Origin of the sequence: Trinickia dabaoshanensis, from assembly GCF_002879885.1 — a bacterium.
Taxonomy (GTDB): Bacteria; Pseudomonadota; Gammaproteobacteria; order Burkholderiales; family Burkholderiaceae; genus Trinickia; species Trinickia dabaoshanensis.
Window position 1 is genome coordinate 58053 of the sequence record NZ_PNYA01000024.1, and the last position, 18162, is coordinate 76214.

The 18162-nt window shown below is 66.1% G+C and carries 12 protein-coding genes; 3 read left to right on the top strand and 9 right to left on the bottom strand.

Annotated elements, in window-relative coordinates; all coding sequences use genetic code 11:
• Nucleotide 1: 1 nt before the first annotated feature.
• The 7 genes from C0Z18_RS23345 to C0Z18_RS23375 form a co-directional block, all read right to left on the bottom strand.
• Entirely contained in the window at nucleotides 2–955 is a 954-nt protein-coding gene (locus C0Z18_RS23345; RefSeq protein ID WP_102647822.1) for a GDP-L-fucose synthase family protein, read from the bottom strand.
• 10 nt (nucleotides 956–965) lie between these two features.
• Nucleotides 966–2093 (bottom strand): GDP-mannose 4,6-dehydratase, encoded by a 1128-nt coding sequence (gene gmd, locus C0Z18_RS23350; protein WP_102647823.1) that lies wholly within the window; start codon nucleotides 2091–2093, stop codon nucleotides 966–968.
• 48 nt (nucleotides 2094–2141) lie between these two features.
• Nucleotides 2142–4385, bottom strand: coding sequence for a polysaccharide biosynthesis tyrosine autokinase (locus C0Z18_RS23355; protein WP_102647824.1), 2244 nt, complete (start codon nucleotides 4383–4385; stop codon nucleotides 2142–2144).
• Nucleotides 4386–4419: 34 nt separating this feature from the next.
• Nucleotides 4420–5568: a polysaccharide biosynthesis/export family protein gene (locus tag C0Z18_RS23360; protein ID WP_199189529.1), complete on the bottom strand. Its 1149-nt coding sequence runs from the start codon at nucleotides 5566–5568 to the stop codon at nucleotides 4420–4422.
• A 100-nt stretch (nucleotides 5569–5668) separates the two neighbouring features.
• Complete coding sequence (locus tag C0Z18_RS23365; RefSeq protein ID WP_102647825.1) at nucleotides 5669–7072, bottom strand: undecaprenyl-phosphate glucose phosphotransferase; 1404 nt, start codon at nucleotides 7070–7072, stop codon at nucleotides 5669–5671.
• A gap of 43 nt (nucleotides 7073–7115) precedes the next feature.
• Nucleotides 7116–8684 (bottom strand): mannose-1-phosphate guanylyltransferase/mannose-6-phosphate isomerase, encoded by a 1569-nt coding sequence (locus C0Z18_RS23370; RefSeq protein ID WP_102647826.1) that lies wholly within the window; start codon nucleotides 8682–8684, stop codon nucleotides 7116–7118.
• A 15-nt stretch (nucleotides 8685–8699) separates the two neighbouring features.
• Nucleotides 8700–9689: a GlxA family transcriptional regulator gene (locus tag C0Z18_RS23375; RefSeq protein WP_102647884.1), complete on the bottom strand. Its 990-nt coding sequence runs from the start codon at nucleotides 9687–9689 to the stop codon at nucleotides 8700–8702.
• Nucleotides 9690–10955: 1266 nt separating this feature from the next.
• On the opposite strand from C0Z18_RS23375, the gene C0Z18_RS23385 reads away from it, so the two are divergent.
• From C0Z18_RS23385 to C0Z18_RS23395, 3 genes are all read left to right on the top strand, one after another.
• Complete coding sequence (locus C0Z18_RS23385; RefSeq protein WP_233217449.1) at nucleotides 10956–12995, top strand: hypothetical protein; 2040 nt, start codon at nucleotides 10956–10958, stop codon at nucleotides 12993–12995.
• A gap of 154 nt (nucleotides 12996–13149) precedes the next feature.
• Nucleotides 13150–15225, top strand: a complete 2076-nt coding sequence (locus C0Z18_RS23390) for a hypothetical protein (protein WP_233217450.1) — start codon at nucleotides 13150–13152, stop codon at nucleotides 15223–15225.
• 162 nt (nucleotides 15226–15387) lie between these two features.
• Nucleotides 15388–16491, top strand: a complete 1104-nt coding sequence (locus C0Z18_RS23395; RefSeq protein ID WP_233217451.1) for a helix-turn-helix domain-containing protein — start codon at nucleotides 15388–15390, stop codon at nucleotides 16489–16491.
• Nucleotides 16492–16525: 34 nt separating this feature from the next.
• Here the strand turns inward: C0Z18_RS23395 and C0Z18_RS23400 are convergent, their stop codons facing one another.
• Both C0Z18_RS23400 and C0Z18_RS23405 read right to left on the bottom strand, forming a co-directional pair.
• Nucleotides 16526–17518 carry a LysR family transcriptional regulator gene (locus C0Z18_RS23400; protein ID WP_233217452.1) on the bottom strand — a complete coding sequence of 331 codons (993 nt, stop codon included), beginning with the start codon at nucleotides 17516–17518 and terminating at the stop codon, nucleotides 16526–16528.
• Nucleotides 17515–18156 carry a DsbA family protein gene (locus C0Z18_RS23405; RefSeq protein WP_102647888.1) on the bottom strand — a complete coding sequence of 214 codons (642 nt, stop codon included), beginning with the start codon at nucleotides 18154–18156 and terminating at the stop codon, nucleotides 17515–17517. Before C0Z18_RS23405 ends, C0Z18_RS23400 begins: the two co-directional genes overlap by 4 nt.
• Between the last annotated feature and the right edge of the window lie 6 nt (nucleotides 18157–18162).

The window sequence follows — 18162 nt, forward strand, 5'->3', positions numbered from 1 at the left end:
TTCATCCGTTAGAAGCCGCATCGGGCACGCGTTGCCGCGCGGCGTATTGCGCATAGGTGGCGCGAATGCCTTCGGCGAGGCCGATCCGCGCGCGCCAGCCCAGCCCCGCCAGCCGCGACACGTCGAGCAGCTTGCGCGGCGTGCCGTCGGGCTTGGACCGATCGAACACGATCTCGCCCCGGAACCCCGCGACGTCCGCCACGCGCCGCGCCAGCTCGCCGATCGTCAAATCGGTGCCGGCGCCGACGTTGTACAAGCCGTCGGCCAGATCGCGCTCGAGCACGAAGCGCGTCGCACTCGCCAGGTCGTCCACATGCAGGAACTCGCGGCGCGGCTCGCCGGTACCCCACACGGTCAGCGTGGCGGCATTCGATTCGACGGCCTCGTGGGCCTTGCGGATCAGCGCGGGCAGCACGTGGGAGCCGGATAGGTCGTAGTTGTCGTTCGGTCCGTACAGGTTCGTCGGCATCAAGGCGACATAGCGCGTGCCGTATTGCCGGTTGTAGGCTTCGCACAGTTTCAGGCCCGCGATCTTCGCGATCGCATAAGGCTCGTTCGTCGGCTCCAACGCGCCGCTCAGTAGATACGACTCGCGAATCGGCTGGGGACATTGCTTCGGATAGATACAAGACGAGCCGAAAAACACGAGCCGCGCGACGCCGGCGCGATAGGCCGCATCGATCACGTTGGTCTCGATCGCGAGGTTCTCGTAGATGAAGCGCGCGGGTTGCGTCGCATTGGCAAGAATGCCGCCGACGCGCGCCGCGGCCAGCAGCACGACGTCGATCCGCTCGGCGGCGAAGAACGCGCGCACGGCGTGTTGATCGGTCAAGTCGAGCGCCTCGTGCCCGCGTGTGACGAGATGCCGATAGCCATGGGCTTCGAACTCGCGCATGAGCGCCGAGCCCACCATGCCGCGATGCCCTGCGACAAAAATGCGTGGCTGCGCAATCATCGTCGCGTCCTCACTCGTGATGCTCGAGCGCCTTGAAGCCGGCCATCGTCACGAGCGCATCGCGCCGTGCGATCTGATAGTCGGCGAGCGCCATCTCGCGCACGAGAGCCGCGAACGGCGTGCGGGGCTGCCACCCGAGCCGCTCGCGCGCCTTCGAACAATCGCCGAGCAGCGTCTCGACTTCGGTCGGCCGGAAGTAGCGCGGATCGACGCGAACGATGACGTCTCCAGGTGCAATGCGCGTCTCGCGACTGTGGATACGTTCGGCGATACCCACTTCGTCGAGCCCTTCCCCCTCGAACCGCATCTCGATCCCCAGTTCGGCCGCCGCGCGCTGCACGAACTCGCGCACGCTGTATTGCTCGCCCGTGGCGATGACGTAATCTTCCGGCTCGTCTTGCTGCAACATCAGCCATTGCATCTCGACGTAGTCGCGCGCATGGCCCCAGTCGCGCCGCGCCGACAAATTGCCCAGATAGAGTTCGCGCTGCAAACCCACCGCGATCCGCGCCAATGCACGGGTGATCTTGCGCGTCACGAACGTCTCGCCGCGTACCGGCGACTCATGGTTGAACAAAATGCCGTTGCAGGCATAAATGCCATGCGCCTCGCGGTAGTTGACCGTTGTCCAATAGGCGAAGAGCTTGGCCACCGCATAGGGGCTGCGCGGATAGAACGGCGTGCTCTCTCGCTGCGGCGTCTCTTGCACGAGTCCATACAACTCGGAAGTGGAGGCTTGATAGAACCGCGTGCGTCGATGCCAACCGAGCATGCGGATCGCCTCCAGGATGCGCAGCGCACCGAGCCCGTCGGCGTTCGCCGTGTACTCGGGCTCGTCGAACGATACGGCGACATGGCTTTGCGCGGCCAAGTTGTAGATCTCGTCGGGTTCCACTTGCTGGATGACGCGCACGAGGCTGGTCGAATCGGTGAGATCGCCGTAGTGCAGATGCAACTGCCGATCGCTATCGGTCACCTCGTGCGGATCGTGATAGAGGTGATCGATGCGATCGGTATTGAACAGCGACGTGCGCCGCTTCAAACCATGCACCTCGTAACCCTTGTCGAGCAGCAGCTCGGCCAGATACGCGCCGTCTTGCCCCGTCACACCCGTGATCAATGCCACCTTGCGGTTCATGCTCGGATCCTCGCTTGTCGTCGTTTGCGCCCTTGCCTTTTTGCCCGCTCACTCCGCGATGCTTTCGTAGCCGTAGTAGCCGCCCTTGTACGAGCCTCCGAGCAGCGGCATGGCCGGCGGCACGTCGGTCAGCAGCACACCCTTCAAATTGACGCCGCCCGTCTCGAGCCGCTTCGCGGTTTCGCCGATTTCGCCGATCGGATGCCGGCCGTAGCGCACGACGAGCAACGTCGTCCCGGCATACTTGCCGATCAGCGTCGAATCGGTGACGGCCAGCACGGGCGGCGTGTCGATGATGACGAGGTCATACCCGCGCGCGAGCGTTTCCAACACGTCGTGGAAGCGGTCGCTCATCAGGAGTTCCGACGGATGCGTCGGCAGCGAGCCCTTGGTCAGCACGTCGAGCCCCGGCAGTAGCTCGCGCTGAATCGCGCTCGCCAGATCGCCGCCGCGCAGCACGTCCGACAATCCGGGTTGATGCCGCACGCCGAAATGCGAATGCACTTCGCCGCGCCGCATATCGCCGTCGATGACGAGCACGCGCTTACCCGCCGAAGCCACGAGCGCCGCGAGGTTGACGGAGAGAAACGACTTCCCGGCATCGGGACGCGAACCGGTCAGCATGACGATGTTGTTCGGCGCCTCGTCGAGCGAGAGTTGCAGCGACGTGCGCAGACTGCGCACGCCTTCCACGGCGATGTCCTGAGGCGAATGCGCGGCCAGCACGTGCAGCCCTTCGCGGCGCATCACCACGTTTTGCTGAAGCCGCAATTGCAGGCCGCTGCGCGGCACCACCGCGAAGACCGGCACGCCGAGCGCGCTTTCGATTTCGTCGGCGCGCTCCACGCCGCCGTAGAGCGACTTGCGCACGAAGGCCGCGACGATACCGAGGAACAGGCCGCCGCCGAAGGCGATCAAAATGACGAGCCCGCGCTTGGGCCATACGGGCTTATCGGGCACTTCCGCGAAGTCGACGACGCGCACGTTGCCGATCTGCCCCGCCTTGGCCACGCGCAATTGCTGCGCGCTGTTCAGCATGTTCGTATAGAGCTCGGTGTCGACGCGCACGTCGCGCAGCAAGCGCAGCGCCGTCTGCTCGGTGTCGGGCAACACGGCGACGCTCTTGGTCATTTCCGTTTGCGCGCCTTTCAGTTGGGCGATTTGCGCATCGAGCGCGGCCACGGCCGGATGACTCGGCATGAAGCGCTGCGACAGATCGGCGCGCTGGCGCTCCAGGTCGGCGAGCTTGGTCTTGTTGTCCACCACTTGTTGCAGCAACAGCCGGCTCTCCTCGCTCAGATCGACGGTGCCGTGGTTGTTGCGGAACGTGTTGTAGCGCTGCTCGGCCGCGTCCAGTTCCCGGCGAAGCTGCGGCAGTTGTTGATCGAGAAATGCCAGCGTATGCTCCGCCTCGGCCGAACGCCGGTCGACGTCTTGCTGAATGAAATGCCGCGCGATGCCGTTCACGACATCGGCCGTCAAGGTGGGATCGGCGCCTTGCAGGGTCAATGCGATGACGCCCGATTGCAGTGCCGTCTCTTTCACGCTGAGCGCTTTTTGCAAGCGTTCGACCGTATCGAGCGTCGAGGAACGCGCAAGGTCGAACCGTGTACCCGGGCGCCCCGTCAAGCGATCGACGCGCACCCGCACGGGACCGGCCGCCGTCGCGCCCGTCACGTCCTCGCCGACGCGTCCGCTCGCTATCGCAATGCCGTCCGGATCGCGCAACGTGAACGTACCGCCCAGGCCGGCCGTCAACGTGAAGGTCTTGCCGAAGAGCGCGCTCGGCGTATCCATGCGCGAGACCTCGATCTGCTCGTTGCCCCAGGCGAAACCGCCGAGATCGATGAACGGCGGCATCGTGAAGCCGAACTTGCCGGTGGTCAGCGCGGTGGTGAAGGAGCCGACGATGGGCAGCGTGCGCGGCGCGGCGCCGATATCCAGATGCAGGTCGCGCACCGTCCCTTCCGTGACGAGCCGAGACTTGAGCAATTCGATCTGGGCGGCGGTCGTCGCCTTCGTTTCGAACATGCGCGATAACGGTTCGATCTGCTGGCGCAATTCACCCGCGGCCCCGTTGCCGGCGTTCGGGCTCTCCTCGACTTGGATGATGGCGTCGGTCTTGTACACGGGCCGCGCGAAAAAGGCATAGGCAGAGCCCAGCATCGTCACGACGAGCGCGATCGTCGCCACGAGCCGCCAGTTGGTCGCGATCGCATGCAGATAATCCGAGAGACGCAATTCCTCGCCGGGTACGAAGTCGGTGTAACGACGTTCGAAATCGATAGCCATGATGTGCTCGCCTCGTAAGCGCTCGGTACGTGAATCACTTCGTCACGACGACGCCCGTGATCGCCGCGTTGATCGCCGGCAGGAACAGGTTCAAGACGCGGTTGAACTTCACGAGCGCGCCGTTATCGACGTAGACGACGTCCTTCGGCTCGAGCTCGAACTGATTCGCGAGCACCATCGAGACCGGCGACGTGGCGTCGAGGTGATAGATCTGCGGGTTGCTGCCCGTCGAATCGCGGATGACGAACAACTGCTTCGCCTGCGCCGTGCCGGGATTGAGGCTGCCGGCCTGCGAGAGCGCCTCGGCGAGCGTGAGGCGCCCGTCTCGCATCGGCATGACGGTGGCGGGCTTGTTGACTTCGCCCATCACGTACACGCCGTTTTCGTCGCGCGAGCCCACGTGCACCATGTCGCCGGGCCGCAGCACGATGTCCGACGGGCTGTGGCCGGATCGCACCAGCTCGACGAAACTGATCGGATAGCGCTTGCCCTCGCGCACGAGCGTCACGCGGCTTTGATCGGCCGCGCCCGTGAAGCCGCCCGCGCGGCCGATCGCCTCCGTCAGCGTCATCGGAATGTCGTTGATTTGCACGGAGCCCGGCTTGCCGACGTCGCCGTCGATATAGATTTCCTTCGCCCGGAACGACGCGACGCGTACCGTCACCTCGGGCTTCCTATAGACCTTGCTGATGCGCGCGACGATCTTGCGCTGAATCTGATCGACGCTGTCGCCCGCGACGTGCACCGAGCCCGCATAGGGAAACTGGACGTTGCCCGCCTCGTCGACGACGAAGCCGGGTGCAGCGTCGTCCGTGCGCGCGGTCGGCGTAGGCTGCCCGAGCGCCGCGGCGAGTTCGGGGTGATCCCAGACGGTGATTTGCAGTACGTCTCCCGGGCCGACGCGATACGGGGCGGGCTTGCCGAACAGGGCCTGGGTCTGATCCGAGATCGGATGTTGCTGCGTCTGCTCGTTCATCGACCGAATCAGCTTCAAGTTGATGTCGGTAATCGGCACCTGCACGCTTTGGCTCGGTTCCGTGCTGTATTCCCCGCCGGTTTCGGCGACCGTGGGCGGCGTCACCATGCGCTGCCCCGGCACCATCGAGCAAGCCGATAGCAACGCACCAGCCATCAGGAGTCCTAACGATACGATCGTACGACTGCGCGGGTTAGAGCCAGACATGACGTCCTCCGTGCCGGTTGTTCGTGACGTGGCGGGCGAAGGGCTCGATCGAGCGAGCCGATACGCGAGCGCACGCCGGTAGCCGCGGCGCCAGGCGCGGCTAGTACGCGTTGCTGTGAACGAATCCCTTGACGATCGTCGCCGCGATGATCCGCATGTCGAGACCGAAGGACCAATTGCCGAGGTAGTACAAATCGTGCGCGACGCGCCGCTCCATTTTTTCGATTCGATCGGTTTCGCCGCGATAGCCGTTGATTTGCGCCCAGCCCGTGATGCCGGGCTTGATCCGGTATCGATGGATGTAACCGGCGACCACCTTCCGGTAGAGATCGTCGTGTTCGAGCGCATGCGGGCGCGGACCGACCACGGACATGTCGCCGCGCAGCACGTTGAAGAACTGGGGCAACTCGTCGAGACTCGTATGCCGCAAGAACCCACCGAGCTTCGTCACGCGCGGGTCGTGCCGCACCGCCTGCTGCAAGACGCCCGGCGTTTGCTCATGAACGCGCATCGTGCGGAACTTGTACATCGTGAACACGCGCCCGTCCGCGCCCTTGCGCTTTTGCTTGAACAGCACGGGGCCCGGCGAGGACAGTTTGACGGCCGCGGCGATGACGGCCAAGAGCGGCGCGAGACCGATCAACGCGCAGGCCGCGAAAACTCGGTCGAAGAGCGCTTTCGCAAGCAGCGCGCTGGGCGAGAGCGGCGAGGCGACGAGGTTGATCGCCGGCACGCCGAGCAGATCGATCACGCCGCCGCTTTCGAACAGGGCAAGCGAGCGCACGTCGGGCATGAAGCGGATGTTGACCAAGTCGTCGCGGAACTCGCCGACGACGCGCAAAATCGTGCGTTCCTCCGACAGCGGCAGCGCGAGCCAGACTTCGTGCAAGTCGCTGCCGCGCACGTAGCGCGCGAACGCATCGAGGTCGTCGAAGCGGCGCACGCCGTCGCCCGCCGCTTTATCGGACTCGGGCGCGCTGGCCGCATGCTCGCGCGCGATGAACACGGCCGCCGCTCGAAAGCCCGTGGCGGGGGCGGCCTCGATCCGCCGCAAGATCCCCTCGCAGTGCGCGCCCGCGCCGACGATCGCGACTTGGTGCAAGTTGATACCGGCGTGCCGCAAGCGCGCGAGCACGGCATGCGCCGCCAATCGATAGCCGATCAAGAGCGCGCCGCCGAGCGCGCTCCAATAGACGAACCACAACCGCGACACGTAATCAATCTCGCGCAGCGAGAACATCGCCGTCAACGCACATGCTTGCGCGACGAACCATGCGAGCGCGACCTGCCCCGCGAGCATTCGCTTGGCGCGCCCGCGCCATGAGTCGTAGACGCCGAACGCGGGAAACAGCACGAGCACGAATGCGGCGGTCAGCGCGACGAACGGCGCGACGAAGTCGTGCGCGCCCCCGTCCGCGAACCGGATGTGCGAGGCCAGCGCCGCACCCGCGAGCACGATGGCGACATCGGACAGCCGTGTCATGACACCTTGTATTTCACGCATCTGCGTTCTCCGCAACGAAGCGCTCGGTCTATCGCCCTCGCGCTCAGGGGCCCGCCCTATCACTCGTGCAACGGCCGTAGTTGTCTTCGAAGCGCACGATGTCGTCCTCGCCCAAATAGGCGCCCGACTGCACCTCGATGATTTCGAGCGGCACCTTGCCCGGATTGCCGAGCCGATGCCGCACGCCGAGCGGGATGAACGTCGATTCGTTCTCGCTCAGCAAAAACTCTTCTTCGCCGCGCGTCACGAGCGCGGTGCCGCGCACGACGACCCAATGCTCGGCCCGGTGGTGATGCATTTGCAGCGACAGCCGCGCGCCCGGCGCGACGACGATGCGCTTGACCTGGAAGCGATCGCCGTGATCGATCGAGTCGTAAAAGCCCCATGGGCGGCGCACCTTGCGATGCGTCTCGGCCTCGGGCGCGTGCTCGGCTTTGATACGCGCCACGAGCCCTTTGATACGCTGCACGTGCGAGCGGTGGGCCACGAGCACGGCATCGGGCGTCTCGACGACCACGACATCCGTCGTGCCGACGCATGCGACCAAGCGGCTCTCGGCATGCGCGAACGTGCAGACGGCGCCCTCCAGCACGACGCGCCCGCGCGCGACGTTGCCGTCCGTGTCTTTATGCATCGCGTCCCACACCGCATCCCACGAGCCGAGGTCGGACCAGCCCGCGCTCAAAGGCACGACCACGCCCGCGCACGGCGCATCGGGCCCGCCGATTTTCTCCATCACCGCGTAATCGATGGAATCGGCCGGAGCGCGCGCGAACGCATCGCGTTGCGGCTCGAAGCGCGCCTCGCGGCTCACCCCATGCGCGACGGCCGCGAGACAAGCCGCGTGCATCTCGGGCCGGACGCGCCGCAGCGCGTCGAGCCACACGGAGGCACGCAACACGAAGATGCCGCTGTTCCACCAGTAGCCGCCGTTCGCGACATATTGCGAAGCGAGCTGCGCGGGCGGCTTTTCCACGAAGCGGTCGATCCGATGCGCGCCGTCGCCGAGCGCATCGCCGATGCGCACGTAACCGAAGCCGGTGTCCGGCCGTGTCGGCGGCACGCCCAGCGCCGCGATGTCGCCGCGCTGCGCATGACGCGCCGCCAATTCGATAGCCCCCTGCAAGGCGCGGACATCGGCGATGGCGTGATCGGCCGGCATCACGACGAGGATCGCATCGCCATCGCGCCGGCACGTGAGCGCGGCGGCCAACGTCAAGGCGGGCGCCGTATCCCGGCGCTCCGGCTCGACGATCAAACGCGGCGTCACGCCGCTCGCACGCAGTTGTTCGGCGATGATGAAAGCGTGCTCGTCGCCGCATACGACGAGCGGCGCATCGGCCACGTCCCACTCCGGCGCGAAGCCGTCCATGCGATGCGCCGTCGCTTGCAGCAACGAGTCGGCGCCGATCACGTCGATCAACTGCTTCGGATAGTGCTCGCGCGACATCGGCCACAGGCGTGTGCCCGCCCCGCCCGCCAGCACGACGGGCACCAACCGGCGGCACGCGACGCGCGCGCCGCGTTCGTCGCCGACCTTCTCGGCGGTGGCCGGCGGCGCGAGATGCGGCCCCGCACCGGCGCGCTCGTATCGACGCAGATCGAACCTCATACCGATGCTCCCCGTTCAACCGCCGGCGCCGCGGCGGCTTTGCGAGCGGAATTCGGTGGGCGAAATCATCATCCGTTTGCGAAAGATTTTCGCCAGGCGATCGCCGTTGCCCATGCCGCTGCGGCGCGCGATCTTATCGACGGGCAACTCGGAGTCGATCAGCAAGCTGCACGTGATGGCCAGACGCGCTTGCAACAAATAGTCCGAGGGCGTCGTACCCAATTCGAGCTTGAAGCGGCGCAGGAAATTGCGCTCGCTCATCGCGGCCACTTGGGCGGCATCGGCGATCGAAATGGGACGCTCGCAGTTTTCCTGCAGCCAGCGCGCGGCCGCGCGAATCTTGTCGCCCGCGCTGGCCGCGCAGCCGTCGCCGAGCAACGGCACGAAACGCGCGCTCGATCCGGGCATCAAGCGCTCGGCCACCGCGCGCGCGAGTTCGAGGCCGAGATCGCGCTTGACCATCGTCAACGCGCCCTTCATGGGCTCGAGCCGCTCGTCCGCATCGTCTTCGCGCGCCGTCTGCCGCAGATAGGAGCCGAAGTGATAGACCTTGTCGATGCCGTCGATTCCGGCCGCCTCGAGCAGCAAGCTGCCCTCGCCGATCGCGCGGATATTGGCCGTTTTCGTCTGCACGTGGCGCAGCCAACCGATCAGGCGCTCGTCGGCCGCCGCGGCCCGTGCCCCTTTACCGCCCGCTATGAAGAGCGCGTCGAAGCCCGTGTAATGCCGCGCATCGAGGCCGTCGGTCCAGACCCGCACCGACGAGGCGCAGCGCACGTTGCCGCCTTCGGCCGACAGGAACGCGATGTCATAGGCCTGCAAGTGACGAGCGCTCGTGCAAGCCAACTCGTTGGCCACATGGAAAACTTCGGCGACGAGGCCCGTTCCGAGCAAGGAGAAGCCGTCGAATAGCACGATCGCGATACGCCGCGTGGCGCTCGGAGCGTTTTGCGCGCTGGCGCGCCACCATCCCGTTAGTGTGGGTTCGGTACTCGCGTAAGGCATGATATTTCCCTCACGAATCATCGCCGGCATGGTCCGGATCCCCCTCGTAGTGCAGTGCATCGTAGGCAGTACCCGTCCGCTGTGCGGATCGCATGACGTAATTCGGCGACATCTTGTCGGATAGATTCCGGCGGATACCGCCTAATGTTTTAACCGATGTTTACAGCCCGTCTTGCATGCCTGGGCGAATCGGACAAATCGTCGAGAAAGCCGTCGCTATTGCCCAGCAATTAGCCGAAAAACGACACGCCGCCCCGGCAAAAGCCATGCCGGACACCGCGCGTTTTTCGACGCTCGAGGTCCCCGATCGTGCGTTGCTGTGTGTTGTTGTGTGTTGCTTCGTTATGCGCGGCCGAAGTGCTGCTTGATGACGCCGGCTTCGATTGAGCCGATCGAGCCCGGCGCGCGGCAAGCGCTCACCGGGACTGTCCGGATGCGTGGCGCGCGCGGTCTTCGCTACGGCCGCATGCGCGCAAACGCATGGGGTGACGATAACGGCTGCGGTTGGATCGCTGTGTTGTTGAGGCCACATTGGCCGTGATGCAACCGCATATTCTCCGCGTGTCGCAGCGGCGGCGCCTTCTTCGTTTCCACTTTCCTATCGTCGAAAAATAATTGAAATCATTGCACGGCATGTTTCATCGGTGATTCATTTAGCGCGATTGAAAATCGCAATCAATGCATCAGCGTCTTTTAACCCATTCGTATTTCGATTTTTCGTCCAATAGTCATTCGAGAGCGGAAGACGCCTTGCTTGCGCGGCGCAGCATCGCTGGGCCGGCAACGTGCGTTCGTACCCGCGAGGCCTGTGTAGCCGTCTTATCGTGGCCGTCGCGCGCACGCATCGATAGCCGTCGTGTAGCGGTAAGGTTGACCTCGAAGGGCACACGCCATTCGTCGTTCGATAAGAAGGATGGCGACCACGCACGAGCCGCCACCCGCTACGCAGGCGTCCTAATCCGCCACGGCACGATGCGCAAATCGACTAGATCGGACGCTCCTAAAAGCGCGGCAAAACTTGTAGTCTCTCGGCTGCGATTCGTGTGAAATCAGGCTTTCGTCGGACCTCAGGCGCCGGCGTGACAATCCTATTCTTCGCACGATACTTCGAACGTTCGCTCCGGCCGCCCGTGCCGAACGAGCGCCGCGCCACTTCCCCATTGACCTCGCCTTTGGCGAAACCACGCGCATCGCGTCCATCGATGCGCGGCGCCGCGCTTTGCCTGCTCGCGAAGCCTCGGCGCACCGACCACGACTCGACGATCGATGACGCATCACTTGCCCACTCGCGCGCGCCGCGCCTATTTGCATCGCTGCGCCGCCGTCGCCGCGCTTTCGCTATTGACCGCCTGTGGCGGCTCGGGCGGGAGCGCAGGCGCCCCATCCAACGCCGCCGGCAACGTGAGCTCGGCCTCGGCCGGCGGCACGAGCCCGGCCGGCGCGACGCCTGCGGGCCAATCGAGCACGCTCACCCCGGTCGTCGCGGCCGGCGGCCAAGCGCTCAGTTGCGGCCAACCGTCCGCGGCCGCGAGCGCGGCCGGCAGCGGCCCCGCGATCGAAGCGGACACGCCCGGCAGCGACGGCACGCGCACGTTTGCGCTCGGCACCGCGTTCAACCTATCCATCACGACGCGCGCCTCGGCGAGCGACTCGGTCTCTTGGCAAGTGCTCGACGATTGGAATGTCGTGCGAGCGAGCGGGCATTTTCCCGTGAACGCCGGCGCGCAAACCGTCACGCTGCGCTGTTCGTCGACGCTCGCCGGATACTTTTCGGTCGCGGCCTCGCTCGTGACGTCCGCGAACGCGCTGCCCTCGCTCGGCACGCGCCCGAGCGGCATCGCGACGTTCGGCGTGCGCCCCGACGTCTCGGCATTGCTTCCGTCGCCCACCTATGCGCATGAGGACCAGCACCGTTTCGGCGGCCAGGGCACCGATTACCTGCAACCAGGCCAAACCTGTTGCAGCGGCGACGGCTATCGTCCGCTCGACACCGATCTCGGCCTGTCATGGGCCAACGACACGCGCAGTTGGTACGTCGAAGAGCCGAATGGAGCGAACACGTTCGTCCCCGGCACGAACACGCTGGCACCGTACTTGAAGGCCGGCGATATCATGCGGCTCATTCAGCTCGATGGCATTCCGGGCTGGGCGAGCCCCACGGGCGCGCAAACCGAAGGGTATGCCCCCGCGTCGGAATCGGCCTTCCAAAACTACGCGAGCCGTGTCGGAACCGATTCGGCTCAGATCCGCGCCGCCTACTTTCCGAATCAAGCGAAAGACTATTACCAGATCACATGGGAGCCCGATGGCGGCGGACCGACGCAGTGGGTCGATACGGATGCGAATCTCGTCGCGATGTACCAAGCCGCCTACAACGGCGTGCATTCGACCGATCCGAACGCCGTCGTCATGGGCGTCACCGCGGCGATGGTGCGATCGAACACCGCGTGGCTCAAACGGCTCGCTCCGCTCGGCATCGCCCAGTATCTCGACGGTCTGACGATACACGGCTACTACGATGCGGGCACCTCGCCGTCGCATCCGCCCGAGCGCCTTGCCACCGACCCCGATCCGGCCACGGCGGCCAACGCGTTGCCGGCGTCGATGCGCGAGCTGCGCGGGACGATGACGAGCCTGCTCAAACCGGGCGCGAAGCTATTCGTGACCGAAACGGGCATCAGCTACGACCAGGGGAGCGCGTACGGTCCCAACTATCCGACGCCGAACGTGCTGTTCGCGCACGGCGCGGTCGTCGCGCGCACGCACTTGATCTTGCTCGGCGAAGGCGCCGACATGTCGTACGTGTTCTATTCGTCGGATACGCCCGATTCGCCGCCCGGCTACGGCATGTTCTTCGACCTGAACGATGCGAACGGCACGTACGGCGCAAGCAACATCAGCCCGAAACCGGCCGCCATGGAAGTGGCCGCCATGACGCGCATCCTCGACGGCACGACCACGCTCGGATACCTGAACGGCGTCCCGCCCGGCGTATACGGCTACGCGTTTCAAAAGCTCGGCGGCGGCAAGGTCGTGACGGCGCTATGGACGCACGACAACGCGCACTGGAACAGCACCTCGGGGTTTAGTGCGACGTATAGCGTGCCGTACACGCTGCAGGTCGATAGCGCGGGCACTTCGGGGCAAGTCACTGTCCTCGATGCGATGGGCAACGCCGCCACCGTGCCCTACACGAACGGCCAAGTCGCGTTGACGCTGACCGAATCGCCGATTTACGTCGTCTCCGTCAACGCAGCGGTCATGAAGGCGAACGCAACCGTGCCGGCGGGTTATACCGGCTCATAACGGAAGGCAGAAGCGGGATCAGCGCCGCGCCGGCGCGGCGCGCCACGTTCTTCCGCTCGGTTTCGTTCGATCGGGCACGGAGGCGCGGCGCGTTGCGTGTTGCACTCTAGGGTCGATCCGAAACACGCAACGTCGCACCGGCCCGAGGCGACTCATGCATCTCGCTGCCCCTACCGTTCACCGGTCGAATGCCGCCCGCCGCGGCTCGGCGCGCGCTACCGCGGGCGTCGCCGGCAGGCGCCGCGCCGCCCCCGCCCCTCTTCGCCCCGCCATCGCGGCCCTGCTCTTGTTGTCCGTCTCGCTCGCCGCATGCGGCCGCGCCGATTCCGAAGCGAACCGGGATACCGCCGCGCCGGCCGGTCCCGGCGAGGCGTCCGCCGCCTCGGGCGCGCTGCTCACACCAGGCCAGCTAAGTTGCACGGCGCACGCGGCGGTGCCGCCCGATTCGCGCGAGCAAGACCACGCGCTCGCCGACGGCATCGACGCGGACATCGTGAGCCGCGACGGCACACGGCTCGTCGCGCTCGGCGAGCCGTTCAAGGTGACGCTCGCGGCGCGGACATCCAAAGCCGACACGATCGAATGGCAAATCCGCGACGCATGGAACGTCGTGCGCTCCGCCGGCCGTTTGCCCATCGATGCCGGGAACGCGAGCGCCTCGCTCGACTGCACGTCGTCGCGGGCCGGCTACTTCGCGGTCATGGCGTCGCTCGTCCACGGCGGCCAGAGGCTCGCGCGGCGCGGCACGCGCCCGGCCGGCATCGCCACGTTCGGTGTCTTGCCCGACGTTTCCTCGGCGCTGCCGCCCGTTTCGTATGCGCACGAAGATCAACACCGGTTCGGCGGCCAGGGCGCCAACTACCTGCGCGCGGGGCAGCGATGTTGCGACGGCGACGGTTATCGTCCGCTCTATCCGGCGCTCGGATTGTCGTGGGCCAACGACACGCGCAACTGGTACATCGAAGAGCCGGCGCACCCCGATACCTTCAAGCCCGGCCCCGCGACGCTCGCCCCGTATTTCAGGCAAGGCGACATCATGCGCTTGATCCAATTGGACGGCATTCCCGGATGGGCAAGCCCGACCGGCGCGGCGACGCATAGCTACGCGCCGCTCTCGGAGGCCGCCTATGCGAGCTATTTGAGCCGCGTCGGCGCCGATTCGGCCCGCATCCGCGCCGCCTACTTCCCCACTCAACAGCACAACTACTACCAAGTCACCTGGGAGCCCGATTACGACGGGGGCCTGCCGTGGCTCGACACCGACGCGCATTTCGTCGACCTATACCGCGTGAGCTACGAGGCGATTCACGCCGCCGATCCGCATGCCGTCGTCATGGGTCCGACCAATGCGTCCGTGCGCGAAAACGTACGCTGGCTCGCGCGCCTCGCACCGCTCCACATCGGCCGCTATCTCGATGGCCTCACGATCCACGGCTACTACGACGCGGGCACGTCCCCCTCGCATCCGCCCGAGCGGCTTGCGACCGAGCCGGATCCGGCCGTGGCCGCGAACGCCTTGCCGGCCTCGCTGCGCGATTTGCGTGCATGGATGACGCGAACGCTGTCGCCGGGGGCGAAATTGTTCGCCACCGAGACCGGCATCAGCTACGACATCGGCGCGCAGTACGGCAACGATTTTCCGACGCAAAACGTCCTCTTCGCTCAAGGCGCCGTGGTGGCACGCACGCATTTGATCTTGCTCGGCGAAGGGGTCGACATGACCTATGTGTTTTATTCGTCGGACATACCGGAGTCGCCGCCCGGTTACGGATTGTTCTTCGATCTCGAACATGCGAGAGGCGCTTACGGTGCGCGCGACATCAGCCCCAAGCCAGCCGCCATGGCGGTGTGCGCGATGACCCGCCTCATCGACGGCACCACCACCCTCGGCCATTTGAACGACGTCCCGGCCGGCGTCTACGGCTACGCGTTCCAACGATTGAACGGCGGGAAAGTCGTCACGGCGCTGTGGACGCACGAGAACGCGCACTGGAACGCCACCTCGGGATTCAGCGCGACTTATAGCGTGCCGTACACGCTGCAAGTCGATGCCGCGGGCACCTCGGGGCAAGTCACCGTCTTCGACGCGATGGGCAACGCCGCTCGCTTGCCTTACCGCCAAGGCCGCGTCGCGCTCACGCTGACCGAATCGCCGATCTACGTCGTCTCGACGAACCTATCGGCGATCAAGGCGCACGTGACGGCGCCCGCCGGGTACGCCGGTCAATGAACGGCGGCGCGTATGGAGACGTCCCGGTATCGAAGGCATCTGACAACATCTCGCGTTTTTCCGACTAGGTGGCGGTGCGGGCGCCGCTCGCGCATACCATGCGACCCATTGGACTCGCGCCGCCTGCGTCACGTGCACGCGGCATGTCACGCCTGCCCCCACATGGCCAAGCGCATCGCTATCCTCGTGTACGACGGGTTTTCGCTCGTCGAAGCGAGTTCCATCGCGGAAGTGTTCCGGCTCGCGGACGACCTCGAAGGCGAACGCCCCGCGCCCGCTCGAGCGCGCCCGATCGCCTCGGACGACGAACCCGTGAGCCCGGCGTCGAGGTTCGATCCCTCATCGGCCTCTTCGGCCTCCTCGGCCTCTTCGGCCTCTTCGGCCGCCGCGCCGCCTTCGCTTTCCCCGGCCGCAGCCGCCGAGCCGTATGTGCTGATCGTCATGTCGAACACGGGCGGCAGTATCGCCAGCAGCGCCACGATGCGCGTATGGTCCGACAACCTCGACGCGCACGCGGCGACCGGCTTGCATGCGCTGTTCATTCCCGGGGGCCGAGGCGCCGCGCGCCTTGCATCCGACGAATCGTTCGCGCACCGCTTGCGCGCCTTATTGGAACGCACGGAAACCGTGCGGGCGGTCGGCGAAGGCGCGGCGATCCTCGCCGCCGCGGCGAGCGTTCCCGCCGGCGACGCCGAAGGCAGACCGTTCACGCTGGGCCCGGCTCAGGCCACCCATCTTGCCGCGCACCCGGCCAAGCACGCCGAGCCGCCCATCGCGCTCGACGATCCGCTGGGGCCGGTTGCGTGCGCGCTGTCGATCGTCAAGCGCGACCGTGGCGCTCAGGCCGCCCGAGCCATCGCGGAGCGCGCCGTGCCGGGCGCTTGGCGCCGGTTGGGGGCCGTGCTCGGCGAACTCGAGGATGGCGGCGCCCGCGAGAAAATCGACACGGCGGCGCGCTGGATCCGCGAAAACTACGGCCAGCCGATCTCAGTGGCCAAGGCCGCGGAAGTTGCCGCGATGAGCGAGCGCAGCTTCTTGCGGCGCTTCAAGTCGCAGATGGGCATCACGCCGTCGGAGTATTTGGTCCGTGCGCGGCTCGATGCGAGTTGCGTGCTGCTCGTCGGCACGGATTTGCCCGTCGACAAGATCGCGCGCCGCTGCGGCGTGGGCAGCGGCGACGGCTTAGCCAAGATGTTCCGCAAGCGGCTGTCGATTTCGCCGACCGAGTACCGGATCGCCGAGCGGCGGCGCGCGAGCGAGCGTTGAAGGCGTGCGGGCTCGGGCTCGGGCTCGGGCGCGCTTACGCTTCGTTCTTGCGCGAGCGCACCGTGAGTTGCGCGGACACCTCGTCCACGAGCGCGCGCAGCCAGGCGAGATCGTGCGGCCGGTCCGGCTGCGGATGCCACATCTGGTAGCACTTGATGCGCGGAAACGGGATCGGCGCCTCGCACACGGCCAGCGGCAGCATCCGCGCGTAGTGCATCGCGAAGCGCCGCGTCGTCGTGAAGATCAGGTCGGAGTGCAGCAGCACCTGCGGCACGAGGCCGAAGTACGGCAGCGTCGTGACGACGCGCCGAGCCGCGCCCGCCCGCGCGAGCCCGATCTCGATCGCATTGCGCCGCGCGCCGCTATACGGCGTGGGCGCAAGATGCGCGGCGCCGAGATAGCCCTCGAGCGTGAGCGGCTCCCGCGCGAGCGGATGATCGCCGCGCATCATGCACACGACGGTATCGCTGAACAAATCGCTGCGCGCGAAGCGCGCGTCCGGTTTCGGCCAATTGCCGACGACGAGGTCGAGCTCCCCCGCCTCGAGCGCCGCGCCGTGATCGAGCCCGGGATTGAGGGAATCGATTTCGAGCCGCGCTTGCGGTGCCGCCTCGCGAAAACGCGCGATCAGCGTCGGCATGAAGAAGTCGTTCAGGTAATCGGGCGCGGCGATACGAAACATGCGCCGCGTCGCGGCCGGGTCGAAATTGCCGTGCGGCGTGGCGACGAAATCGACGTCGCGCAACGCGCGCTGAGTGGGCCCGAGCAGCGACGCGCCGAACTCGGTCGGCACCATGCCCGTCTTGCCGCGCACGAGGATCGGATCGTTCAGCGTTTCGCGCAGCTTGCGCAGCGCGGTACTGATCGCGGGCTGCGTTTGATTCAATCGCAGCGCCGTTTGCGTGACGCTGCGCTCGGTCAGCAACGTGCGCAGCACGCGCAGCAGCCAGATATCGAGCGAGTCGGCGCTGCGTGCCTCGTTCGCTGGCGCTTGCTGGCCGCTTTCGCGGCGCGTGGGCGCAATCACGTCGTCATCCCGCTCGGCAACGTGCTGATACGTTTGACTTCGGGCGATTCGAGCCAGCCCGGCGAACGCGCGCAATACAGCACCATCGGCAACGCATCCTCGCCCCAGAACAACTGCCGGTGCAGCCGGAACGTCGGCACGCCGAATACGCCGAGCGCAAGCGCATCGTCGAAATTTCGCTGCAAGCGAGCCTTCGTATCGGGGTGTTCGATCAGCCGCTCGCCATGCGACACGTTCAGCAATTGACACAAATCGGCGAAGCCGTCGGGCGTGGACGGATCGCGGCCGTCACGCCAGATGAATCGGAAGATCGAACAGACGGCCGGGACATCGGCTTCGATCGCGCTGGCGAGCAGCAGCGCTTTCGTCGAATCGAACGGGTGAGCCGGCGGCATCTTGAACGGAATGCCGAGCTGCTCCGCGCGAAACAGCGCATGCCGATAGACGAACGTGCGTTTTTGCGGCACTTCGTTCGTGGGGCGCTGGCCCCAATGCCGATACAGCGCATAGACGGAAACGGGCACGAGCGAGAACGGCATGCTCGGCCACTTGTCGTGCTGCTCGAGCAACAGGTACGAGAACGGCGACACGAAATCGTAGAACCACAGCGGCGATGCCGCGTCGATCGGTTGGGTCATGAAAAT